The sequence below is a fragment of the Caballeronia sp. KNU42 genome (genome assembly GCF_053760385.1).
In genome coordinates this window covers 115112-137758 of sequence record NZ_CM132390.1, presented here as the reverse complement: position 1 = coordinate 137758, position 22647 = coordinate 115112, and the positions used below count along the sequence as shown (strand labels likewise).

19 protein-coding genes are annotated in these 22647 nt (G+C 61.1%); 12 read left to right on the top strand and 7 right to left on the bottom strand.

What is annotated here, in order from left to right:
• Positions 1-188: 188 nt before the first annotated feature.
• Positions 189-1073: a cupin-like domain-containing protein gene (locus ACSOSP_RS32060; RefSeq protein ID WP_455314688.1), complete on the bottom strand. Its 885-nt coding sequence runs from the start codon at positions 1071-1073 to the stop codon at positions 189-191.
• Positions 1074-1918: 845 nt separating this feature from the next.
• Between ACSOSP_RS32060 and ACSOSP_RS32055 the strand changes: the two genes are divergently transcribed.
• The 7 genes from ACSOSP_RS32055 to ACSOSP_RS32025 all read left to right on the top strand — a co-directional run bounded on the left by ACSOSP_RS32055 (position 1919) and on the right by ACSOSP_RS32025 (position 11322).
• Entirely contained in the window at positions 1919-2743 is an 825-nt protein-coding gene (locus tag ACSOSP_RS32055; protein WP_455314687.1) for a helix-turn-helix domain-containing protein, read from the top strand.
• Between the two features lie 82 nt (positions 2744-2825).
• On the top strand, positions 2826-4463 hold the full coding sequence (locus tag ACSOSP_RS32050) for a hypothetical protein (protein WP_455314686.1): 1638 nt from the start codon (positions 2826-2828) through the stop codon (positions 4461-4463).
• A 247-nt stretch (positions 4464-4710) separates the two neighbouring features.
• Complete coding sequence (locus ACSOSP_RS32045; protein WP_455314685.1) at positions 4711-7119, top strand: S53 family peptidase; 2409 nt, start codon at positions 4711-4713, stop codon at positions 7117-7119.
• A gap of 96 nt (positions 7120-7215) precedes the next feature.
• On the top strand, positions 7216-8787 hold the full coding sequence (locus ACSOSP_RS32040) for a S53 family peptidase (protein ID WP_455314684.1): 1572 nt from the start codon (positions 7216-7218) through the stop codon (positions 8785-8787).
• A gap of 326 nt (positions 8788-9113) precedes the next feature.
• A complete protein-coding gene (locus ACSOSP_RS32035) occupies positions 9114-9446 on the top strand; it encodes a helix-turn-helix domain-containing protein (protein ID WP_455314683.1) in 333 nt (110 codons plus the stop codon).
• The gene (locus ACSOSP_RS32030) at positions 9436-10698 is read left to right on the top strand and encodes a type II toxin-antitoxin system HipA family toxin (protein WP_455314682.1); all 1263 of its coding nucleotides are present in this window, start codon (positions 9436-9438) and stop codon (positions 10696-10698) included. Before ACSOSP_RS32035 ends, ACSOSP_RS32030 begins: the two co-directional genes overlap by 11 nt.
• A 159-nt stretch (positions 10699-10857) precedes the next feature.
• Positions 10858-11322: a hypothetical protein gene (locus ACSOSP_RS32025; RefSeq protein WP_455314681.1), complete on the top strand. Its 465-nt coding sequence runs from the start codon at positions 10858-10860 to the stop codon at positions 11320-11322.
• A gap of 101 nt (positions 11323-11423) precedes the next feature.
• On the opposite strand, the gene ACSOSP_RS32020 is transcribed toward ACSOSP_RS32025, so the two are convergent.
• Positions 11424-12266, bottom strand: coding sequence for an EamA family transporter (locus tag ACSOSP_RS32020; protein WP_455314680.1), 843 nt, complete (start codon positions 12264-12266; stop codon positions 11424-11426).
• A gap of 293 nt (positions 12267-12559) precedes the next feature.
• Positions 12560-12745, bottom strand: coding sequence for a hypothetical protein (locus ACSOSP_RS32015; protein ID WP_455314679.1), 186 nt, complete (start codon positions 12743-12745; stop codon positions 12560-12562).
• A 79-nt stretch (positions 12746-12824) separates the two neighbouring features.
• Here ACSOSP_RS32015 and ACSOSP_RS32010 point away from each other — a divergent pair, with 79 nt between their 5' ends.
• Both ACSOSP_RS32010 and ACSOSP_RS32005 read left to right on the top strand, forming a co-directional pair.
• Complete coding sequence (locus tag ACSOSP_RS32010) at positions 12825-13346, top strand: hypothetical protein (RefSeq protein ID WP_455314678.1); 522 nt, start codon at positions 12825-12827, stop codon at positions 13344-13346.
• 200 nt (positions 13347-13546) lie between these two features.
• Positions 13547-14371: a TSUP family transporter gene (locus ACSOSP_RS32005; protein WP_455314677.1), complete on the top strand. Its 825-nt coding sequence runs from the start codon at positions 13547-13549 to the stop codon at positions 14369-14371.
• A 147-nt stretch (positions 14372-14518) separates the two neighbouring features.
• On the opposite strand, the gene ACSOSP_RS32000 is transcribed toward ACSOSP_RS32005, so the two are convergent.
• From ACSOSP_RS32000 to ACSOSP_RS31990, 3 genes are all read right to left on the bottom strand, one after another.
• Complete coding sequence (locus tag ACSOSP_RS32000; RefSeq protein ID WP_455315396.1) at positions 14519-15520, bottom strand: NADP-dependent oxidoreductase; 1002 nt, start codon at positions 15518-15520, stop codon at positions 14519-14521.
• A 58-nt stretch (positions 15521-15578) separates the two neighbouring features.
• Positions 15579-16388, bottom strand: a complete 810-nt coding sequence (locus ACSOSP_RS31995) for an oxidoreductase (RefSeq protein WP_455314676.1) — start codon at positions 16386-16388, stop codon at positions 15579-15581.
• A gap of 121 nt (positions 16389-16509) precedes the next feature.
• On the bottom strand, positions 16510-17115 hold the full coding sequence (locus ACSOSP_RS31990) for a TetR/AcrR family transcriptional regulator (RefSeq protein ID WP_455315395.1): 606 nt from the start codon (positions 17113-17115) through the stop codon (positions 16510-16512).
• A gap of 186 nt (positions 17116-17301) precedes the next feature.
• Here ACSOSP_RS31990 and ACSOSP_RS31985 point away from each other — a divergent pair, with 186 nt between their 5' ends.
• Positions 17302-17775, top strand: coding sequence for a VOC family protein (locus ACSOSP_RS31985; protein ID WP_455314675.1), 474 nt, complete (start codon positions 17302-17304; stop codon positions 17773-17775).
• A 38-nt stretch (positions 17776-17813) separates the two neighbouring features.
• Here ACSOSP_RS31985 and ACSOSP_RS31980 read toward each other — a convergent pair whose 3' ends face one another.
• On the bottom strand, positions 17814-19235 hold the full coding sequence (locus ACSOSP_RS31980; RefSeq protein ID WP_455314674.1) for a TAXI family TRAP transporter solute-binding subunit: 1422 nt from the start codon (positions 19233-19235) through the stop codon (positions 17814-17816).
• Between the two features lie 477 nt (positions 19236-19712).
• On the opposite strand from ACSOSP_RS31980, the gene ACSOSP_RS31975 reads away from it, so the two are divergent.
• Positions 19713-20924 (top strand): serine hydrolase domain-containing protein, encoded by a 1212-nt coding sequence (locus ACSOSP_RS31975; protein WP_455314673.1) that lies wholly within the window; start codon positions 19713-19715, stop codon positions 20922-20924.
• Between the two features lie 51 nt (positions 20925-20975).
• On the top strand, positions 20976-22625 hold the full coding sequence (locus ACSOSP_RS31970; protein WP_455314672.1) for a D-alanyl-D-alanine carboxypeptidase/D-alanyl-D-alanine-endopeptidase: 1650 nt from the start codon (positions 20976-20978) through the stop codon (positions 22623-22625).
• Positions 22626-22647: the final 22 nt, after the last annotated feature.

The following is a 22647-nucleotide window of genomic DNA, read 5'->3' as shown; positions in this document are numbered from 1 at the left end:
CTGAGGATCATTGATGACACACTTTGCTTTCACAGCCGGATCCGTCGCCGCTGTCGCGCTGGCATCCGGATTACAAGCAGGCGTTCGAAGCGTTCAGCAAGAAAACCGACTGACGTGCTCCCGGATATGCACGTCGCCTGAGCACCTCGCGCACGCAACGGCAGTTTTCACCGATGAACGGCTTCAGCCTATCGAGCGATCAGGGACTTTACCTGCCGCAGGCCTTTCATCGCGGCGAGCTTGGAGCGGTCAGCGAACTGCGAAGTCCCCGGCGGCCGGGGCTTTAGCCCAAGCTTGCGCAAATGATGGTTGGCGCGGTAAGTATCCCCATAGTGCTGCGGGAATTCCATGTTGAGGCTGAGCGAGATGGATACGTTGTCGTGGTTTTGCACCCAATGGGCAGCGTGGGTCGGGATATGCACCGCATCGCCGGGATAGAGCGTGAATTGCCGGGCGACCGTCTCGGCATGCGGTTTATAAGTACCCGCAGTAATCGAGACCGAGTAGTAGCGCTCGATCTCTTCCTCAGTGGTCACGGTGCGGTCCATGGGATCGCATACCCAAAGGTCCTTTGACCCCTGTAGCTGCACCAGGAAATTGACCTCGGAATCGAAGTGATAAGGCGTCTTGCGCCGCGGTGATGTGATGAACACCAGCATTTCGGCGTTGCTCAGGAGTCTTGAACCTTCGGGCCCGGCAACCTCGCGCACGAAGGCCTCGTATTCGTCGAGCAGCGCCTTGTAGGCTGGATTGGCCTCGACATGTTTGAGCACAAGCCATGCGCCCGCAGTTTCGATCCGGTCGATGATCTCGGAGATCGTCATGTCGGGGCTGGGCGTTGTTCCCCATTTGTCGGCAAGCGAGAGATCGCCGGCATCGACATATATGTCGTCCTTGCGCTTCGCCGCCTCCTCAGCCACCTTTGTCAGCGACTCAATGGAGAATAGCGGATGGCCAGCGAGCGGATGATGCGCCGCGAACGCCTCTTTATGAAGCGCACGCCGGCATTCCTCGAGCGGATCGACGGTGCCCCATTGCTTGGTAGCCTGAACAGAGGAGGAACGGGTCAACATGGATTTGCTCCGCACACATGAGATTAGCGCAGGAAAACGCAAGCGGTGAACACTCCGGTCCCGTTGGCCTCCGAGATCCATAGGTTCGCGCCGCCCGGCCCAAAAAACCATGCGAATACTACTTGATGAGCTGTGGGGCAACTGTGCGCAATCGCACCAACAGGCGGCGACCGGTTGACGGGACGTATATATATCTAACCGACGTCTCGTGCATGCAACAGGCAATGCACAAGATGCTTGCGCCGTATGCGCGAGCGTGAACCAACTCGTGCGCAGGCAGTGCCGTGCCGAATGCTTCTTCATGGCCGCCAGGTCGATACCGTCGAGCGGCCAATGCAACTGCTCAACCCCTGCTCGACGCGATGGCGTACCTCCGGAAGAGGGGTGATTTTCCTACCCAATGAGGGTATATCGAGGCCGCGATTTGCCTGATAGTACAGACACACCAAAACCCGTCGCAGATGATTCCCCGGACCGCAGTTTCAGGCCCGGGTTCCTTTCGGGTACCCAGTTAAAGCGGTTCTACATCGGCTTAATAATAAAAACGATTAACAGCCAGATTTAGCCCCGCTTTTAACTGCACCACAAATAAAGATTTAAACGCACACAGAGAGTGGCTTGGTGTCGATTGAAACGACATGAGTTCGTCCTTTCCTATCCGCGTGGAGAGTCACGGCGCACGCATTCGCTGGCGGGAAGACGTGCGCGCGAACAGGCCTTGAGAGACGCCCGGGCGCTGCCGAAAGCCGGGAATCCCCAAAGCATTGCCTCGATGAATGGAACGGCATGGACCTCCTGAAAGACGGCGACACACCGGTCAATAACAATTGAAAGGGACACTTAACATGCGCAATTCATTGAATACATCGAACGTGGCGTGCGGCCCCAGGTTTCTATGGGTCGACCTGAAGCAGAGCGCGGGCGTATCGCTGGTGGATTCGCTTGACCAGACTTTCGACGTACACCGCGTCCGCGAGTCAACGCAGGTTGACCACGCCATCGAAACTCACACGCCTGAGTTCCTGTGCTTCGAGTTCGACGAGCCGGACCCGCAAGGCATCGATGATTTGATGCGCATCGGCCAGGAGCATCCCGGCCTGCCCATTCTCGTGATTACGGACCGAAGCTCCGCGGCTGCCGCTATGTTGTCGCTCCAGCCTCCGGTCTGGGGTCTGCTGATAAAGCCGGCTGCGCCGGCAGAACTGCGCGGGGACATCCTGACGCTTCCATCGTCGGCGCGGGCGAACCGGCCGGAACCGATCCGCCATTCGGACGCCACGCGAGCGGACGTCGTACCGCTATCGCGCGCCGCGGAGCACCACAAGCAGGGCAGGACGCACCCGGCGATCGAATACGCTGCGCAACATCTCGATGGCGCGATCGCGTTGGGTCATGTCGCGGCCCTGTGCAACCTGGGTCCGTCACAGTTTTGCCGCGCCTTCAGGCTGGAGCATGGCGTGAGCTTCGGTCAGCATCTGCTGCGCTTGCGGATAGAACGGGCGTGCGATCGCCTGGGCGACCCGGACGCGCTCGTGAAGGAAGTGGCCTACTCGGTTGGATTCAACGATCTCTCGTACTTCACCCGGGCCTTCAGGCGCGAGATGGGCGTTTGCCCGAGCGCCTATCAGGCCGGCGCAAGATTGTCTTATCGGTTATCACGATCGTCCTAACGCCCGTCCATCAGAGCGCGCTACGCTCGATCTCATCGTGCGCGGCCGCCTGCAGACACCCGCCACCAGAGAGGAGACTGACATGGACAATCATTCGGACTCAAAAGGTTCGCCGAGCGGGCCGGCCAATGACACAAGCTACGATAGCGCAGCGCTTGCCAGGGTCTTGCGGGACGTCGAACGATGCGAAACGCTGATTGCACATGGGGCAAGAACGGCTGCGCCGGTGGAGGACGCCGACATCGAGATCGTGCGTGCGACGCGGCTTGCGGTTCAACAGAAGACCTTGAGCGCAGCTGACGAGGCGGACTTTCGTGCGGCGGTGGGCCGGATCGCCCGGGCCGTGCGGTATCCGGGCGCGCAGATTGCCGAGGACATGGACCGTTGCGGCGATATGGTCTCCTACGCAGGGCAGACGGGCAAGGTCATCCACGAGAGCGACGTCGCCTCCTTGTCGATCGCGCGTGCCGCGCAGCAGGACCTGCTCTGGAATGCGAGGACTGAAGCGCGCTTTTATGCCGGCATGAGCCGCATCGCCCGGTGCGTCGCGCCGGTGATGGCCGGTATGGCGGGCAAGCAAGCGCGCAAGGGCGCGCAGTTCGCGATCAGGATCTATACATGGTCGGCCTTCTCCCTTGCTTTGCTCGTGATATCGCTTTCGTGCCTGTTGTTCGTGGCCAATCAAATTTCCACGGATGTCTCGAAGGTCGTCGAGGCCAACGATTCGGCGGCGCTCACGATGCACAACCTGTTACAGGCTTATCGCGCGAGCATTATCGACGCGAAGGAGAAAAATCCGGAAGCCGTGGGGCAGTTGCAAAACTCCCAGGCCGCGTTGCAGATCAAGGAGTTGCTGCAGAAATTTGCGACCAACAACCGGCAACTCTATGCAGATGTGAAGCGGACCGAGGCAATCAGGAAGTTTCTGCTGGTCGGCGGTGCAGAGAGCCCCTACAAGCCGGTCTGCACCGGCTACTCGCAAACCGGCAAGCGAGCGGACACGTGGAATGTGAACCTGGAAAAGGTCTCCGGTCCGCGAGCGAACCCTGACGCCACGATGCAGACAACCAACTGGAATTGCGATCCCGACAGCCGGCGGCGCGCGCTCGAGGTCGACCTGCCGCTGCTCGCGACCGGGCCGATGGAGCAGGCGAATCAAGTGGACCAAGTGGATCAAGTGGGCATGCACAAGTCATGGCGTCCCGAAGAAGCGGTCGAACAGGGCTTTCAGAAGATCGCGGTCTACCAGGACATTCGCGCAATGGCGACCAATGACCGCGACGTCAATCTCGCTTTCGTGGGGGCCATCACGAGCTTCCTGCTGCCGGTGTTGTACGCATGGCTCGGCGCGTGCGCGGCAATACTCCGGCAATTGAGCGCGGAGTCATCGGCAAGCCTGTTCCATCCGCAACATTCGAAGGTCGCTTACCGGGCTCACATCACCACCGCTGTGATCGTCGGTATTTCCATCGGGCTGTTCAGCGAGCTCCTTCAGGGCGGCAAGGAGTTTTCACCGCTCGCCATCGCGTTCGTCGCCGGCTATGCGTCCGACAAGTTCTTCGCCTTCATCGACCGGATCGTGAGCGCGATCTTTCCCGCCCGCATTGCTGCGCGGCCCGAGACGCCGGTGGTGGGCCCTGCACTGAGCCCTGCGCCGAGCCTTGCGCCGACGAACGTCCCGCCACCCTCCGACCCCGCACCGTCCGGCGCGCACGCGTAACGGTGTCCCCTGCAAGACGGCCGGTGCGCGCACGCCACCGGTCGCGATACCTGAGTTGATACCAAACGCTACCTAACGCTACCTGAGCCGATCCCGATCCCGAGGTTGTCATTCCCAGAGATCCGGCTGGATTCCTGTCGGCCGGTCGTTGCCGGCCGATAGCGTCCTGGCCGCTGTTACCGGTGCATTCAAGTAAGAGAGAGCTTGCCCCGACGTACATCACGTCACCCATCTGAAGGAGCTTCAAATGATTCAAAACTCCGCAACGACGTTTGCCATCCCCCATTCCGAACACAAGCTGGTACCTGGCGCGGTGCCGATCGGCGCCGCCGACCCGAATGCAACGCTCCTTGTCAGCATCCGCGTGCGCCCGCAGGATGGCGCCGCACCATCGGCAGGCCTGGGAGACATGTCCGGCACGCCGCCCAGAGCCCGGCACTACATCTCCCGCGAAGCGTTTGCCGCCCGCTACGGCGCCGCCGCAGCGGACCTCGATAGCGTCGCGGCGTACGCCTCCGGTCATGGACTCAAGGTCGTGCAAAGCGATGCGGCGCGCAGGACCGTGGTCGTCTCCGGCACCGTGCAGGCGATCAACCAGGCTTTCTCGGTCGAGCTGCAGACTTTCCATACGGGCGCTGCGAGCTATCTCGGTCATGCAGGGCCCGCGAGCGTACCGGCCGCGCTCAGCGGCATCGTTGAAAGCGTGCATGGCCTCGACACGCGTCCGCTTGCGCAGCCCATGATGCGACCGGCGGCAAGCGGACAGGCGACAACCGCGCTCCTGCCGGCGCAAGTGGCAAAACTGTACGGGTTTCCTGCCGTTTCCGCGGCAGGCCAGACGGTCGGCATCCTGGAGTTCGGCGGCGGTTACCGCGAGAGCGACGTCCAGGCATGGTTCACGAACACCGCCAGCCTGCCTGTGCCGGCCGTATCGTCAGTCGGCATCGATGGCGCGGCCAATTCGCCGGGCGCCAGCGCGGACACCGAAGTGATCCTGGATATCGCCGTCGCGGGATCGGTCGCACCGGGAGCCAAACTTGTCGTGTATTTCGCGCCAAATACCGACCAGGGATGGGTGGACGCATTTTCGACGGCAATCCACGACGCGACCAACCGTCCTTCAGTACTGTCGATCAGTTGGGGCGGCAACGAAAGCGGCTGGCCGAACATCAGCGCGCTGACAAGCGTGATTGCCGAAGCGCAGGCGCTCGGTGTCACGCTCTTCGCTTCGTCCGGTGACAGCGGCTCGGAAAACCCGGCCGAAGTCAGCTATCCCGCGTCGGACCCAGGCATCACAGCATGCGGGGGCACGACGATCTCCAACGTGTCCGGCACCACGTTCACGCAGACAGCATGGTCGGGCAGCGGTGGCGGCATCAGCAATGTATTTCCGCCGCAGCCATGGCAGTCGTGGGCGAACGTACCCGCGTCGGTCAATCCCAAGGGACACACCGGCCGCGGCGTACCCGATGTCGCCGGAAACGCCGATCCGTCGAGCGGCTACCCGCTGCTGCTGAACGGCCAGTCTATCGGCGTGTGGGGCGGGACCAGCGCGGTCGCGCCGCTCTATGCGGGCCTGAGCGCGGTGCTGCACGCAACGCTCGGCGCACCGCTTGGATTCCTCAATCAAAACCTCTATACGAACGAGGGGCCGTATGTCTTCGACGACGTGACCTCGGGCACGAACGGATCGTATAACGCCGGGCCGGGCTGGGACGCGGTGACGGGTCTGGGCAGTATCAATGGCACGGCGCTCAATACGGCGCTGCTCGGCATCGGGCTGCCACCCGCGCTCGCTGTCTATGACAACAAGCTGTTCATGGCATGGAAGGGCATGGAATTCGACGACCGCATCTTCTTCACCACCGGCAATGGCGCGACGTGGGCGCCTCAAACGCTGGTGCCGGGTGTGGGAACAAGCGCCGGGGTCGCGCTCGCGGCATTCGGCAACCAGCTCTACATGGCATGGAAGGGCGAAGGGTTCGACCAGGGGATCTATTGGTCCAGCTTCAATGGCACGAGTTGGGCGCCGCAGAAGCAGGTCCCCGGAGTCGCCACCAGCTCGGGACCGCGCCTCGCGGTGGAGGGTAACGCGCTCTATATGGCATGGAAAGGCATGGAAGACGATCAGCGCCTGTGGTGGTCGAGTTTCAACGGTTCGGCGTGGGCTGCGCAGCAGGAGATCCCCGGTGTTGCAAGCAGCGTCGGCCCGGCGATCGTGATGTTCGGCAATCAGCTGTTCGCCGCCTGGAAGGGCGAATTCGGCGACCCAGGCCTCTACTACTCGACCTTCAATGGCAGCACCTGGGCGCCGCAGAAGCTGATCGCCGGCACCGGCAGCAGCGAAGGGCCGTCGCTCACCGTGTACGGCCGCCAGCTGTTCGCGACCTGGAAGGGCGAATTCAGCGACCAGACGCTTTGGTACGCAAGCTTCAACGGCACGAGCTGGACGCCGCAGAAACAGATCCCGGGTGTGCTTAGCAGTATCGGTCCGGGCGTTACCACGTTCGGCAACCGGGTGTTTGCCGCCTGGAAGGGGATGACGGGCGACCAGCGGATCTGGTGGTCGGCCTATAACGGCGCGAGCTGGGCTGCGCAGCAGGTAGTCCCGGGAGTTGGAACCAGTACCGACCTGCTCGTCGAGGCTGCAGCCTGACGAAGGGCGCGGCGAGCATGATTTTGCGCCGTCGTTTTGGCGGGGTGAGGGTTCTTGCTCACCTCGTTTTTTTGTTCACCCAAGGAGGTTTAAGCCATGGCAACACATGTACTCAGCGGTAGCGAAAGGGCGCCGTTCGACGGCGCACGGTCCGCCGGTCAGGCCAATCCGGCCGAGCGGCTTGAAGTGACGGTGCTCGTGCGGCGTCGTGCGGTCGATGCCTTCAAGGAGCGAGTCAAAAAGCTCGCGGCCGGCGACAGATCCGATGGTCACGTCAAACGAGAGGATTTCGCGAAACACTTCGAGGCCGATGCTGCCGACATCGCGGCTGTAAGGACTTTCGCAGCGCATCACGCACTCGCGGTCGTCGAGGAACACGCGGCGCGCCGGACCGTGATCCTGTCCGGCACGGTTGCGCAGTTCAATGCGGCGTTTGGAATCGACCTGCAGCAATTCGAGCACGCTGGCGGCTCGTATCGGGGGCGAACGGGATCGATCCAGATACCCGAAGAGCTGGCCGGCGTTGTCGAGGCGGTGCTGGGACTCGACAATCGCCCGCAGGCGCGGCCGCATTTCCGCAGCCGGCTGCCTCACGGCAACGTGCAATGGCGAGCATCAGCGGGCGCCACGACATCCTTCATGCCCACCCAGCTTGCTTCGTTGTACGATTTTCCGGCGGGAACCGGGCAAGGTGAATGTATCGCGCTCATTGAACTCGGCGGTGGATACCGCCCGGCTGATCTCAAGGCTTATTTCGCACAACTCGGTATTGCTGCGCCGAAGGTTTCCGCCATATCCGTCGACCACGGCAGGAATCATCCGACAGGAGACGCGAATGGACCGGATGGCGAAGTGATGCTCGATATAGAAGTAGCCGGTGCGATCGCCCCCGCCGCACATATCGCCGTCTATTTTGCGCCCAATACCGATGCCGGATTCCTTGATGCCGTGACGACCGCCATTCACGATACGACCAACAAGCCGTCGGTGATCTCGATCAGCTGGGGCGGGCCGGAGTCGTCGTGGACCCAGCAGGCGATGACGGCGTTCGACCAGGCGTTCCAGGCGGCTGCCGCGATGGGGATCACCGTGTGCGTCGCGTCGGGTGACAACGGGTCCAGCGATGGCCTCAACGATGGAGCGGATCACGTCGACTTTCCTGCCTCCAGCCCCTACGCGCTTGCATGCGGCGGAACCAGCGTGCACGCGACCAATGGAACCATCGAAAGCGAAACGGTCTGGAACGATGGCGCGAGCGGGGGGGCGAGTGGCGGTGGTGTCAGCAGTTTCTTCGCACTGCCTGCCTGGCAGGCGGGACAGCACGTCACACTGGCTCACGGATTGACCCAGCCGCTGAAGATGAGGGGCGTGCCGGATGTTTCAGGCGACGCGGATCCCGAGACCGGTTATGACGTGCGTGTTGATGGCAACGACATGGTTATCGGCGGAACGAGCGCGGTAGCGCCGCTGTGGGCCGGCCTGATCGCGCGGATCAACACCGGCACGGGCGGTCCCGTCGGCTACATCAATCCAAAGCTCTACAAGATCGCGGCCGATCTGAGCGATATCGCGCAGGGCAATAACGGAGACTTCTTCGCCTCGGTCGGATGGGATGCGTGCACCGGTCTCGGACGTCCAGTCGGGCAAAAGCTTGCAGCTGCACTCTGACGCCCGTTTCGGCTCCAAGCTGAACGCAGCCATCCGGGGCGTGAGCGAGCGCACTGGAACGCCCTTGCCAGGCGCTGGATCGGCTGCGTGTTTTCTCGACGCCTCTTCCCGACGCGCGGATTGATCGCGTCCACGGATGTGTGTTGGCCAGACAGGAGGTCACATTCGCACGGGGACGATGTGAATGTGGTCGCTAGTTTGCCTAAAATATTAGGCGTTGAAGTGATTTGTGCCTATTTAAATAAGCAAAATCGCCAGACGAGATTTGTGTTTTCCTGGAAATTTGCCTAATATACTAGGCATTATCAACTTTAATGCCTAGCAAAATGCGCAATTTTGTTGCACCGATCCACGCCGCCGAGCGGGTTGCCCAGTTGGGGCAGCGTATCCGGATTGCGCGGATCCGGCGCGGCTGGTCGGCAACGGACCTCGCCGGCAAGGCTGGCATCAATCGCAACACGCTCACCGCGCTGGAACTCGGTAAGCCAGGCACGGCGATCGGTGTCTGTTTTACCGTCCTGTGGGCGCTCGGTCTGGAGCAGGCACTCGACGCGCTCGCCGATCCTGACACTGACCTGCACGGCAAGGCGCTTGAAGCGTCGCGCCGCCCAACGCGTGCAGCCAAGCCCAGGAAGGTCAGGGACGACTATGACTTCTGAGCGCGAAGCGTACATCTACATCCAGCTTCCTGGCGCCCTGGAGACGGTGCCCGCGGCGCTGCTGAGGGTGCAGACGCTGTCCGATGGCACGCAGATTGGTCGTTTCCGCTATGGCGATCGCTACCTCCAGAGGCGAGAGGCGGTCTCGCTCGATCCATTCCAGTTGCCGCTCGCCAAACAGGTCTTCGAGTTCACCCAGCTCAAGGGTATCCCCGGTGCGGTGCGAGATGCCGGCCCGGATGCCTGGGGGCGGCGCGTGATCGAGCACAAGCTCGAACGCAGCGCGGCTGACCTCCAGGAAATCGACTACTTGCTGCATGGACCTCAGGACGGTGCGGGGTATTTGAGCTTCGGGCTGAAAGCCGAGCCGCCCGCGCCGAAGCGCCACTACAACCGCACGCATCAGCTGGCTGAACTGGTCGCGGCCACGCAGGCGATCGAGGAAGGGCGGCAGGTGGCCGCGCATCTGCTCGAACAACTCGATCCCGGCACCAGCATGGGCGGTGCCCGGCCGAAGGCCACGATCGAGGATGCGCAAAGCCTTTGGCTCGCCAAGTTTCCCTCGAGAGACGATCGCTTCAACCTGCAACAGGTCGAATTCGCGACGCTCGATCTTGCACGACGCTGCGGCCTGAACGTCACGCAGGCGCGGCTGCAAACGGTCGGCGACAGCGCTGTGCTCATGCTGCAGCGCTTCGACCGGGACCATACCGGTAAAGGTTATCTGCGCTTCGGGCTCGTCAGCGGGCTGACCGTGCTCGACTGCGGTGACAGTCACCTGGACCGTGAGCGCTGGTCCTACCCCCTGCTAGCCGATAACCTGCGCCGCTGGTCCGACAAGCCGGAAGCCGACTGCGCTGAATTGTTCAGGCGAATGGTTTTCAATGCCGCGGTGACCAATAACGACGATCACCCGCGCAACCATGCCTTGCTGCGCAGGCAGAAGGGATGGCGCTTATCGCCCGCCTACGACCTGGTGCCCGCGCCGGTGGTCAGCCTGGAGCGGCGTGACCTGGCGTTGAGCGTTGGCAGCTATGGCCGCACTGCCAGCATCTACAACCTGCTGTCGCAAGCGGGCCGCTTCGGGTTGTCCGTTCAAGCGGCGCACGCGGAGATCGATCGGATCGTCGAGGTGATCCGGAACTGGCGCGACACTTTCTTCGCCTGCGGGGTGTCGGCCAAAGACATCGGCTACATTGCTTCGGCCATGCTGCCTGATTGCTTCTTCTTTGAAATCCCGCCGGATGCATGAGGCGTTAGCATGAGGTGACGGCATGAAAGAGTGTCCGTCGTACACCGGGGAAACAGTTCGAACGCATTCCCGCCTCGGGCATTAAAATGGGTCGACCATTCTCCGTCGGCTTTCTCCGCGTGAGACTCCGTGGCAAATTGATCAAAAACTGGGAGAGATGTGGATATTTTCTATCATTGGAAGGACTTCGCGCTCGACGTGAAGGAAGGCCGCATTGGTACGCTCGGGTCTGATGGAGCTTTGCTCGAGCAATTGAAGGAACGCCTCCCTCGCAAGGTGTGGACGTTTGTGACGCCGAAGGGGAGGAAGGACAGGCTGCAACTCATCGGCTCGTTTTTAATCACTGATTCGAAGCCCGTTTCGTTCGTACCGAAATGGAAACACAACCTGTTTTACGATACGGCGTCGCCTCGATCGGTCCTTTATACCGATTCAGCCAGCCCGGAGAAAATCGATGAGGTGAGCGACTACTTCAATCGGCGATACAACACGACCGGCAAATTTAGTTTGCACGGAGAGAAGGGCATCCGGGAGATGGAAGCGGATGTCGTACGCGGTTTCGAAAATCTGGTGCAGGGCTATGCGACCGTGCAGGTCATGGAAGGATTGCACGGAATGCTCTGACTTTCACATCGGGCGCACCTGGATGGAGACGGTGCGGATAGAAGGTTCTCGTTGTCGGCAAGCGAGGCAACGCGTCGGGCGCGGATCGAAAGCGCGCCGGGTCAAAGCCCCAGGCAAACCGCCCCGGCCGCGACGATCACGCACGCGAGCCAGCGCTTGCCACTGACCGCTTCGCGCAGGAACACCCGCCCGATGAGCACAGCGAACACCACGCTGGTCTCGCGCAACGCCGACACCGAGCCCATTGCGCCCGACTGCAACGCCCAGATCACGATGCCATACGCCGCGATCGACACCAGGCCGCCAACGAGCGATGAACCGACCGCCATTGGCGCGGCCCGTACCGGGGTCCACAGCGCCGCGAGCCCGCGCATCGCGACGAACAGCACCGGCATCAGCCAGTAGAACAGGAACATCCACGCGGTGTAGGCGAGCGCCTGGCCGCCGGATAACCGTACGCCGATGCCGTCGATCACGGTATAGCACGCGATCGTCGCGCCTGTCGTCAGCGCGGCCAGCACACCCGCGCGCGACACGTGACGCCCCTGCAACGCGATCGCAATGATGCCGCCCGATATCATCATGATGCCGAGGACGTGCAAGGGGCTGATCCCCTCATGCGCGAAAAGCGCCGCGCCGAGCGTGACGAGCAGCGGCGAAGAGCCGCGCGCGATCGGGTACGCCTGTGCCAGATCGTTGCGGCGATACGACCGCACGAGGGTCACGTTGTAGACGATATGCACGAGCCCCGATGCAACGATGTACGGCCAGGCCGCATTAGCCGGCCGAGGCGTGAACAGGATCACGAGCGTGGCGAGCGCCGCGATGGCGATGCTCATCCACGTCATGGACAGGAACCGGTCGCGGTTGCCATGCAGCATTGCGTTCCAGCTGGCGTGGAGCAGGGCGGCAAAGAGGACGAGACCGCCGGTAAAACTGAGCATGCGGATTCCAGGCTGGAAGAGGTGTGGGAACTTATGCTCGCGGCGCGGGAGCTCCATCAACCGGCGCGATGCGTTTCCGTGTCCGCTTGCCGCTTACGACCGCTTAAGAGGAAATCGGCGGTGCGCTAAAAGGATATCTATCTTGTGGTTCGCTAACAAACCAGATTAATTGAGCAGTCGAGTTAGATAAACTCCTGTGAGATCGCAGTCCTCGTTCTCATGGGGATGACTGGCCGGTCGCCTACATTCGTGGCTCGGTTCAGATGGGTTAATGGAGCGAAACACGAATTAATTTAGTGATCCGAAGTGAATACGATGGCGAATCGCAAATGCATATGATCTTTTTTGCGCGCTGTCTTGCGTTGTGCCGCGAGGGTATCGGATAAGACGTAAGCAAACAACGCCGAATCTGTCTCTACGGCGCACTTGCGGCGCAAGCTCAACCCTGTACCCGTTACCGGCATGATCGGCTCGATCATTGAACGAGCTCGCGCTCTCAGTGCTATCGGTCCTGCATTTCCGGTGTAGAGTTATGCATCTTCGACTTGAGTCTCACCCATGTCCGAACCTACGCCCGATCAAGCCAGCCAGGAGACCGCCCGTCTCGTGCTTCAGATGGATGCAGCCATTTCGGCATTCAGGGCGGGGCAGAGGTCGGGCGTGCAAGGGCTCGATTCGGCGAGCCATTCGGCGGGCAGCTTCGTCACCCTCGTCTTGCCCTCAAACGGCAACATGCCACCAAGCGGCACGCGCCCGACAGAGCGTGGTGTGCCGCGTCGACCGAACCAGGTGGAACTTGCCGTGCTCACCGCGCTTGCCGACACTTACGGCGCGGAAATGCTGACCAATTCCTCCCTCGGCTACGTTTTGCGCCTCTTTGCGAAATACGGCGGCGTTGTGCTCGTGCAGCGGGTGCTGTTCGGTGAGTCGGCATCAGATCAGCAACTTTCAATGATGCTCACGGCGGCCCGCGTCGCGCTTACCCAAGTCTCGACGATCTTCCCGGATGTGTTCTTCGCGGACGCCAACGCTGTGATCGTGGGCTTCCGGCCGCGGCCGCCGGCTGGATTTTCCACGTAACGCGCAAGTAAATGAGCGGCGCATGCGCGTTCGGGCTTGGGCTTGGGCGTCAACGACACGGCCGTGCAACCTGCATGCTCGCGCCGCTCGCGAGTCAAATCACACAGGCAGTGAAGCCGTGCGCTTGGCGCTAAAATAAGCGCCTTCGACATGCGTCGCCTCGCCAACGCTAAACCCCACGATCCGGTCGTTCATATTGCATGGCGGCCAAGGCATCTCTCAACCTCACGGCGGCTCAAATCAATCTCACTGACGGCGTTCTCGGCGCCAGCCTTCATGCGCTCAATCTGCCCGAAATACTCGGAATCGTTGTCGCGTTGGTGCTTGGCGGTATGGTCAAAGGGATCGTCAGTATCGGCGTGCCGCTTGTCGCAATGCCTATCTTGAGTCAGTTCTTGCCGATCCAGCAGGCCGTGCTTCTTCTTTCGATGCCGATCATTCTCGGCAATATTCCGCAGGCGTTGGAAGGCGGCGAGATGCTGCCAACGGTTCGACGTATTGCGGCGCCTCTCATTGGCACGGTCCTGGGAAATATCGTGGGCGTGACGGTCTTGATTTCACTCGCACCGCATCGCGCGCAGGCGGCTGCCGGCGGCCTGTTGATGCTGGCAGCGCTTTTATTGCTTGCGGCGCCGAAACTCACGCTCTCGCCTGCGTTGGCCAGGCCCGCGGGTTTCGTGTTTGGGTTTGGCGCGGCCATGATGGAAAGTATCGCTTCGGTTCCCGGCCCTTTGCTTGCGATGTATTTGATCGCGACAGGCGCAATCGGCAAGGCATTTACGAAACAGATCGCGATCATTCTGGTCGTGTCGATCCTCACCCTGATCCTCACCTTCAGCGGAGGCGCTCATACGAGCCTGACGGACATCGCTATTTCGACCGCCGCAAGCGTTCCTGTCATTATCGGCATCATGCTTGTGCGACCGCTTCGCGACAAGCTGCCGCCCGGCGCATTCCGGATCCTGGTGCTGCTTTTTGTGCTTGCCGCTGCGTTTCAAATGATCTGGAAGTCACACGTCTTGTGAGATTCGGGTTTTAGGGACTGTCGACCTAGCGACCGAAAGTCTCTCAATGCCGGCGCAGGTACGACACTTTGTCGATCTGAATTGCGTCCATAATTTCTTCGAATTGGACGCAATGAGCTTTCAAGCCGACCTCTGGAAATCCGCCTTCTATCGGACCTTGATGACAACCTTGCCTTTTACACGTCCTGTTTCGACGTAAGTCAAAGCCTCTTTGGTTGACTCGAACGGGAACACCTGATCGATCACGGGCTTTATTGCACCTGCGTCGATGAGCTTGGCGATCTGGCTTAGTTGACCTCCGTCAGCACGCATGAAAACGAATGAGTAGCTGACGCCATGACGTTTCGCTGCTTTTCGAATGCGATAGCTCAGAAAGCGCATCACCGTTTTCAGGAACCAGGAGTCACCCATCGCTTTAGCAAAATCAGGATCAGGCGGACCGGCGATCCCGATGAGTTTGCCACCCGGCTTGAGCACTCGCAGCGACTTCTCCAAGGCTTTTCCGCCTTGCGTATCGAGCACCACGTCGTAGTCCTTGAGGATGGTGGAAAAATCGTCCTTCTTGTAGTCGATGACGATATCCGCACCAAGGCGCTTCACCAGTTCAATATTGCGTGCGCTCGTAGTCGTTGCGACAGTCGCGCCCACATGCTTTGCCAGTTGAATGGCAAACGTACCAACGCCGCCCGAGCCTGCATGGATCAGCACTTTCTGCCCGCTCTTGAGTTGCCCTTTTTCGATCAGCGCCTGCCAGGCAGTCAATCCCACGAGCGGGATTGAAGCCGCTTCCTCCATGGTGAGCGCAGTGGGCTTGAGGGCCACGGCATCTTCTTTGACCGCAATGAATTCCGCGAAAGTGCCGATGTGATCCTTGTGCGGCCGCGCATAGACCTCATCGCCCGGTTTGAATCGTCGTGCGCGCGATCCGGCACGAACAACAACCCCGGCCAGATCGTTGCCCAAGATCAGCGGCAAACGATACGGCAGAATGAGCTTGAACGCTCCGTCCCTGATCTTCGAATCGAGAGGGTTCACGCCAGCGGCGTGAATCTGGATCAATACGTCGTCCTCGCGTGGCTCCGGCATCGGCATATCGCCGGCTCGTATGCCATTCTTGCGTCCATATCGATCGATGACAAATGCCTTCATTACGGGTTCCTTATCAGTTTCTGGTTGCATCAAGTTGTTTCGCTGGCAGCATGCTCATCTACGTTGAGAGCCGCAGATCTTTGCGAATCCCGGCGTCGACCAGGCTGGCGGGCGCAAATCTGCGTAGCAATCGCAGACGGCCGGCGAGTCCACCGGCTGTGTAGCGGAGTTTCGGGCGAGCGGCAATGGCGGCCTGCAGGACGGACTCGGCCACAACCTCCGGACCGTCCGCGCCCTCGACTACCTCTTTCACTCGCTTATCCACGGCCGAGCGTACCTCGCGGTACTCGTCGAGAGGGGAGTCGGGCGCCATGAAGTTCGCGTCGAAAGGCGTCTTGATATATGCCGGTTCAATCACCGATACCCGGATGCCCAGTGTGCGCAACTCATGATCGAGCGACTCCGAATAGCCTGCGACGGCATGCTTGGTGGCGGAGTACAGCGCCATATACGGCATGGGCAGGAAACCGAGCACAGAGCCGATGTTGATGATGCGGCCGCTGCCCTGTCGCCGCATAGGGGGCAGCACGGCACGTGTCATGCGGATAATCCCGAAGAAGTTCGTATCGAAGATTGCCCGGGCCTGGTCGATCGAACTCTCTTCCGCCGCGGCAGGAGCGACGCCGAAACCAGCGTTGTTCACCAGCAGGTCGATGCGGCCGTGCAGGCGCAGTATCTCCTTGACGGCAGCTTCGACTGATTCGTCGCTAGTCACGTCAAGCGGCAGCATTTCGAACGTCCGCTGACCGGCTTGCGCACCGCGACGGCTGGTGCCGTAGACCGTGTATCCGGCCTTCGCAAGCCGCTTGGCCGTCGCTTCACCGATTCCTGACGAGGCGCCCGTGACGAGCGCTATTGCGGTTTCCATGATGTTCTTCCGATATTGATGGATGTCATGACGTGCCTGATCGAGTCTTATTTTTGCCGGAAATATGATGATAATCATATTTCTGATCCGACGAAAACGGCCACCGTGCTGGCAGACCCACTCAATCGATGGGCGCAAGCTTTTCCAATGCGGCTTCAAGAAAACTTTCCGACAGTTTGGCGTCGTCAACGGCGCGCGCCAGCACCATGGTGCCAACCATGGTGGCCACCATCACAAGCGCCCGTTCGTGCGCGCCCGGCTGGCCCCAGTCGGGCAATTGGCGCGCGACAACATCAATCATCTCCTTGATGCGGCGGGTGGCCGCGCGCCGCACGACGGGCGCCTGGCGCGGCATCTCCGAACCGAGCGCGGAGACCGGGCAGCCGGTCTCTATGCCTTCGCAATGCTCCTTCGACAGATACGCGCGCACCATTGACGGCAACGCCTGCTCGGGAGGCACGGAGGCTGCAATATGTTCCGAGAGGGCAACGGCTTCAGCACCGGCGCGGTCGGCAGCTTCGGCAAGCAATACCTCGCGCGACGGGAAGTGGGCGTAGAAGCCGCCATGCGTCAGCCCGGCCTCCTTCATGATGTCCGCCACTCCCGTGCCGTCGTACCCGCTGCGCCGAATGGCTCGCGCGGCAACCTCGACGATGCGCTCGTGCGTGATTTCCTTACGGCTAGCGGTTTTCCGCTTGATTGATGGATTTTTCATGATGACCATCATATAACAGTTCAGCGACATTTGGTGTGCGAAAAAATGTCGATGAGAATCTATGTCCGTCGGCATCGGCCAGGTAAAAGTGAAACTTTTCTTCTCCGCGTGTCGAATTTGATGGGCCTCCTTCGTCGTCTCCATGGCAGCATGCGGTTTGCCTGCGCATTTAGCCCAAACATTGACAGGAGATTTGCCATGACGATTCAAAAGATCACGCCTTTTCTCTGGTACTCCGAGGAAGCTGAAGAGGCCGCTGCGTTCTATGCGGGTATCTTTCCAGACTCGCGCGTCGTTCGGGTTACTGGCGTGCCGAGCGCCGGTTCCACGAAGGTGGTCGAGTTCGTCCTCTTTGGGCAGCCGTTCATCGCCATGAGCTCCGGACGGCCCGACCCGTTCAATCACTCGGTATCGCTAATGGTGAATTGTGACGGCCAGGAGGAACTCGACCGTTATTGGAACGGCCTTCTCGAGAACGGCGGTGCGCCCGATGCATGCGGCTGGCTGAGAGACCGCTTCGGCGTCTCGTGGCAGATCGTTCCAGCCGATCTCATCGCGATGATGGCTGACCCCGATCAGGCAAAGGCGGGGCGCGTTGCCGAGGCCATGATGAAAATGGTGAAGTTCGACATTGCCGCGCTGAAAGCCGCCTATTCGCGAGCGACGGATTGACGAAAGGCCAAACCATGGCCGCCCACGCTCACGCTGACTTATGCTCGCGAGTCGCCACCGCGCCGTAGCGCTGCGATCTGCGAGCGCACATAGCTGATGTGCTCGCGCAACTCGTAGAAATGATCGGCGTAGGCGACCGGCATCTGAAGTTTGTTGAGCCCCTTTTCGATTGCATCGAGCTTCTCGGTGAACTCGACATACTTCTGTTCAGACGGGTCGTCGAGCACGCTGCGCTCGAGTGCGATCAGCTCGCCGTAACGACGGTAGAAGCGCGACTTGACGCGCCACGCGTACAGCGGCGGCACGAAGCGAATCGCGGGTATCAGCACGACGACGATCGGCACGACCAGCACCAGCAGGCGGTCTACGAGGCTCGCTAGCCAGAACGGCATGGTCCGGTAGAGGAAGCTCTTGCCGGACTTGTAGTAGCGCACGGCATCGGGACTCAACGGAAAATCATGCGCAACGGGCGCCGGATACTCGCCGGCGGCGTGCAGCAGGCTGGCGCCGCCGTGAACGTCGCCGGCGGCCTCGACGATCAGATCCGACAGCGCCGGGTGCAGCGTATCGCGCGCGATCAGCTCTACTGTTGTCTCGACGGTGGCCGTGGGTTCGGCAGGCAGGTTGTCGGCCAGATCGAATGCGCCCATTGGCACTTCGAACTGGCTCAGGAACGGGAAGCTGCGCACGTAGGCTTTCGCCTGCGTGAAGCTGAAGAGCCGGATATCGGGCGTGCGGATCATTTTCTCCATCAGCGCGGGGCGCGCCGAATCGGCCGTCAGGAAGGCCACGTCGACTGTGCCCGCCAGCAAGGCGTTCACGGCGTCCTCGCCGACGAGCGGCAGCATCTGCGCGTTGCTTCCGGGCTCAACGCCGTTTGCCCTCAGCAGCAACAGTACGATCTGGCGCGTGCCGCTGCCTTCGCGGCCGATCGCGAGCCGCTTGCCCTTGAATTCCGAGAGCCGGGTGAGTTCGGGGCCGCGATAGAAAACGAAGAGCGGCCAATTGCTGACGCTGCCGAGCGACATCAGGCCTACCTGCCGCGTGTCGGGAGAGACGACGCTCTGGATGCTCGTCAGGCCGCTCTGCACGAAGCCGAGATCAACATGACTGGCGGGATCGGCGAGTCGCACGAGGTTCTCAAGCGTACCTGACGATGTCATCACGCGCAGCGTTACGCCGTTGCGCGCGAGGATCTCCTTGTACTTTTGCGCGGCAAACCAGAAGCGGCTGTATTCGGGACCCGCGGACATGGTCAGGGTAGTGGGTGGTGCGGGCTGGATGACGCGGATGGCCACCCAGATCACCACGGTGCCGACAATCACCGTTATGCCGAGAGAGACGGCCAGGTCGAGCCACGAGACGAAGAAATAATAGGCGGCGTGGCGGGACCCAGGCTCATCCAGGGGGGCTTCGTCCGGATGCTCCGGAGATCGTCTGGCGGGATCGTTGTTATCCATTTTTTTGCGCAGACTGCGAAGTTTCAGGAGATCGCGGCGGATTTTCAGGTTAGCGCAAGAGAAACCGGCGTTATCAAACTAGATAGTAATAAGCAACTCAACCTTTATGACAAATGGGATATGACAGGATTTGCACTCATCTTTTCGTCCTTCTATGGCAGCGGATATCACGAACCCCGCGAGCCGCCTGCGAGCCGTGCAGATTCCCAAGCGTGCGCAGTCAATATCCACTGACCATTCAGGAAGACGCCTCCTCACTCCTGCATCGTCGATCCAGAGGCGCATCTGTCCGGAACCTCATTTTTCCGCGGGAAGTAATAGGCATGCATTCTTGCAAAGCCTGTCCTATCATTTCTCCAGAGTAACCGATTACAACACGTCATTCGCCTGATTCATTGATACGGGCTCCGGTCCAATTTCATCATCGAGCGGCGATCTCTAAAGCATTGCGCGACGACCAATAAGGAAAGCAGAGCAATGATGATCGCCCGCCTGATTGCTCAGACGCAATCCACGTCTCGTTGCCGTGCGTTTGCCTTCGCCCTGGCCATTTCGTTTCTGTTGTGCGGTTGCGGCGGTAACGGTTCACCCGCTGACCCCGCGTACGTCAGCGCCGCGCGGCCGCAAGTCATTCAATTGATGAGCGACATGCAGGCACCGGGCGCCGTTGTCTACGTGCAGTCACCCAAGGGCAACTGGCTCGAATCGTTCGGTACTGCCATACGGGGCACCAATACGCCGATTCCGACGAACGCGTACTTTCGCGTTGGCAGCGTGACGAAGACATGGACTGCCACGGTCATCCTGCAACTGGTGCAGGAGGGCAAGCTAAGCTTGACGGACCCGGTCAGCAAGTACATCGCCAATGTGCCGAACGGCGATGCAATCACGATCCAGCAGCTGCTCGCGATGCGAAGCGGCCTTTACAACTACAGCAAGGACCTCGGGTTCAATCAGACGCTCGATTCGCAACCGGACAGGCTGTGGACACCCGCCGAGGTTCTCGCCATCGCTTATAGCCACGACGAGGAATTCGCGCCGGACACCGCGCTCGGCTACTCGAACACGAACACCATCCTGCTGGGACAGATCATCGAGCAACTTACCGGCATGAGCGCCGCCGATGCAATCAGGACGCGCCTCTTCGCGCCGTTCGGCCTCACTGCTACCTATCTGCCTCCGCAAGACGATACGTCGATGCCTGCGCCGTCCGCGCACGGCTATCTGTGGGGCACGAATGCGGAGACGGCGACCACCCCGGCGCTGTCTCCCGAGCTTCAGGCAGCCGCGAAAAACGGCACGCTGCAGCCGACCGATGTCACCACTGCGTCAGCGTCCTGGGGCTGGACCGCGGGTTCGGGCATATCGACCATCACGGAACTCGCGGCCGTCGTGCAGCGGATGGTAGGCGGCGGCTATCTCAGCGCGGATCTGCAGTCAAAGCGGCTGTCCACCTGCACGCCGCTCGTGGCAGGCAATCCGAACGCGCCGGCGTATTGCCTCGGCATCGTCAAATACGGGACGTACTACGGGCACAACGGCCAGATCAACGGCTTCAACACGTTCATGGTGTATGACCCGGTGACGGTGACGACGGTCGTCATCTGGACCACGACCGCGGAGTCACCCGATGGCCGGCCGCCCGCTGACACGATCGCGCGAATGGTGATCGGCGAACTCGGCAAGTAGTGATTCGAGGCACGGCGCAGACAAAAAAACAGTCGGACCAGGAGAGCTGCAATGAAAGCAACGATCGACCCGAAGTGCAAACGATGGGCAGCGTTTGCGGCGGCCTTCATGCTCGTGTCATGCGGCGGCTCCAGCAACCCGGACACGGCGGTCCCGGATGCGATCATGCAGATCATGCAGAAGCCCGCGTACAACGGCGCGACCTGGGCGATGCAGGTCGTCGATCTCGATACCGGGCGCGTGATCTACGATCTCAATTCCAGTTCGCAGGTGTTCATCGCTTCGGTTCGCAAGCTCTTCTCCACGGGCAACGCGCTCGATGTGCTCGGCGCGCGGCACACGCACGTGACACCCGTGTACAAGCAGGGCACGGTCGATGCAAGCGGCGCGCTCAACGGCAACCTGATCATGGTGGCGAGCGGCGATTTGACGATGGGCGGCCGCGCCAATCCGGACGGCACCGTCGCGATCACCGCGTTTGATCACAACGAAGCCGACGGTCTGGGTAATGCAGTGCTGTCGACACCCGACCCGCTCGCGGGATTCGACGCCATCGCCGCACAGGTGGCCGCTGCAGGCATTAAGACCGTCAATGGCGATGTCGTGATCGACGACCGTCTCTTCGATGCGTTCCCGTACCGCGAAGAAGAGGGCTTCGACGTCACGCCGATGCTGGTCAACGACGACGTCGTCGATATCTCGTTCAGTTCGAGCGCGCAAGGTGCGCTCCTTCCGTTCAACTATCGGCCGATGTCCGCTGGTTTCTCCGTGCAATCGACGCTCGCAACGGCCGCGGCGACGACGGATTTCGCCGTCACGCTCAACCCCGATCCTCCCGCGGTGCCGCTGTGCTTCGGCCAGACGAATTGCGTGGGCGAAGTGAGCGGCACAGTGCCCGCGGGCGTCGCGCCTCCTTTGACCAATGCGTATCCGCTGATCCGCACGTTCCGCGTGAGCGAGCCGTCCACCTATGCGCGCACGGTGTTCATCGAAGCGCTGGCGCGCGCGGGCGTGACGGTGACGGCGGCGTCCGTCGAGCCGAATCCGGTGGCATTGCTGCCCGCGCAAGGCTCGTATTCGAGCGCGCAGCAGGTGGCTCAGCTCACGTCCGCACCCTATGCGCAGGACCTGCGGTTCGTGAACAAAGTCAGCTACAACATTGGCGCGGACATCACCCTGATGCTGTATGGTCTCGCTAAAAACGGCTCGAGGACGATGACCGCTGCGCTTGCGACGGAGCAAAGCGAACTGTCTTCGACGTTCAACATAGCGCCGGACCAGTATCACTTCATCGACGGAAGCGGTGGCGGCGACACCACCGCGAACGCCAAGGCTGTCATCGCGATGCTGCGCGGCATGCAATCGATGCCCGACTATGCGACCTACGTCGCTACGCTGCCCTCGCTCGGCGTCGATGGATCGCTCACGACCGTCACGGACTTCGAAGCCGACCCTACGCTGGCAGGCGCCAAGGGGCAGGTGTACGCGAAGACGGGCACCTATGTCGGCTTGAGCACGACCACGCCCGCAGTACCGCTTCTCAAGGCGCAGGCGCTCGCCGGTTATATCGACGCGAAGAGCGGCCACCGGATCGCCTTCTTCATGGCGATGAACAATGTCATGTTCGAAGGCTTCCCGACCGTTCTGAACGCGTTCCAGGACGAAGGCGAGATTGCAGCGCAACTCTGGAAGCTGCAATGATGTCGCGGCCCCTTGAAGCCGG

What these genes read in the sequence shown, in the direction of transcription:
- ACSOSP_RS31990 (WP_455315395.1), bottom strand. Translation starts at nt 17,115, where the DNA reads ATGATGGTCATCATGAAAAATCCATCAATCAAGCGGAAAACCGCTAGC.
- ACSOSP_RS31995 (WP_455314676.1), bottom strand. Translation starts at nt 16,388, where the DNA reads ATGGAAACCGCAATAGCGCTCGTCACGGGCGCCTCGTCAGGAATCGGT.
- ACSOSP_RS32010 (WP_455314678.1), top strand. Translation starts at nt 12,825, where the DNA reads ATGTCCGAACCTACGCCCGATCAAGCCAGCCAGGAGACCGCCCGTCTC.
- ACSOSP_RS32000 (WP_455315396.1), bottom strand. Translation starts at nt 15,520, where the DNA reads ATGAAGGCATTTGTCATCGATCGATATGGACGCAAGAATGGCATACGA.
- ACSOSP_RS32020 (WP_455314680.1), bottom strand. Translation starts at nt 12,266, where the DNA reads ATGCTCAGTTTTACCGGCGGTCTCGTCCTCTTTGCCGCCCTGCTCCAC.
- ACSOSP_RS32005 (WP_455314677.1), top strand. Translation starts at nt 13,547, where the DNA reads ATGGCGGCCAAGGCATCTCTCAACCTCACGGCGGCTCAAATCAATCTC.
- ACSOSP_RS32035 (WP_455314683.1), top strand. Translation starts at nt 9,114, where the DNA reads ATGCGCAATTTTGTTGCACCGATCCACGCCGCCGAGCGGGTTGCCCAG.
- ACSOSP_RS32030 (WP_455314682.1), top strand. Translation starts at nt 9,436, where the DNA reads ATGACTTCTGAGCGCGAAGCGTACATCTACATCCAGCTTCCTGGCGCC.
- ACSOSP_RS31980 (WP_455314674.1), bottom strand. Translation starts at nt 19,235, where the DNA reads ATGGATAACAACGATCCCGCCAGACGATCTCCGGAGCATCCGGACGAA.
- ACSOSP_RS32045 (WP_455314685.1), top strand. Translation starts at nt 4,711, where the DNA reads ATGATTCAAAACTCCGCAACGACGTTTGCCATCCCCCATTCCGAACAC.
- ACSOSP_RS31985 (WP_455314675.1), top strand. Translation starts at nt 17,302, where the DNA reads ATGACGATTCAAAAGATCACGCCTTTTCTCTGGTACTCCGAGGAAGCT.
- ACSOSP_RS31970 (WP_455314672.1), top strand. Translation starts at nt 20,976, where the DNA reads ATGAAAGCAACGATCGACCCGAAGTGCAAACGATGGGCAGCGTTTGCG.
- ACSOSP_RS32060 (WP_455314688.1), bottom strand. Translation starts at nt 1,073, where the DNA reads ATGTTGACCCGTTCCTCCTCTGTTCAGGCTACCAAGCAATGGGGCACC.
- ACSOSP_RS32050 (WP_455314686.1), top strand. Translation starts at nt 2,826, where the DNA reads ATGGACAATCATTCGGACTCAAAAGGTTCGCCGAGCGGGCCGGCCAAT.
- ACSOSP_RS32055 (WP_455314687.1), top strand. Translation starts at nt 1,919, where the DNA reads ATGCGCAATTCATTGAATACATCGAACGTGGCGTGCGGCCCCAGGTTT.
- ACSOSP_RS32040 (WP_455314684.1), top strand. Translation starts at nt 7,216, where the DNA reads ATGGCAACACATGTACTCAGCGGTAGCGAAAGGGCGCCGTTCGACGGC.
- ACSOSP_RS32015 (WP_455314679.1), bottom strand. Translation starts at nt 12,745, where the DNA reads ATGATCGAGCCGATCATGCCGGTAACGGGTACAGGGTTGAGCTTGCGC.
- ACSOSP_RS31975 (WP_455314673.1), top strand. Translation starts at nt 19,713, where the DNA reads ATGATGATCGCCCGCCTGATTGCTCAGACGCAATCCACGTCTCGTTGC.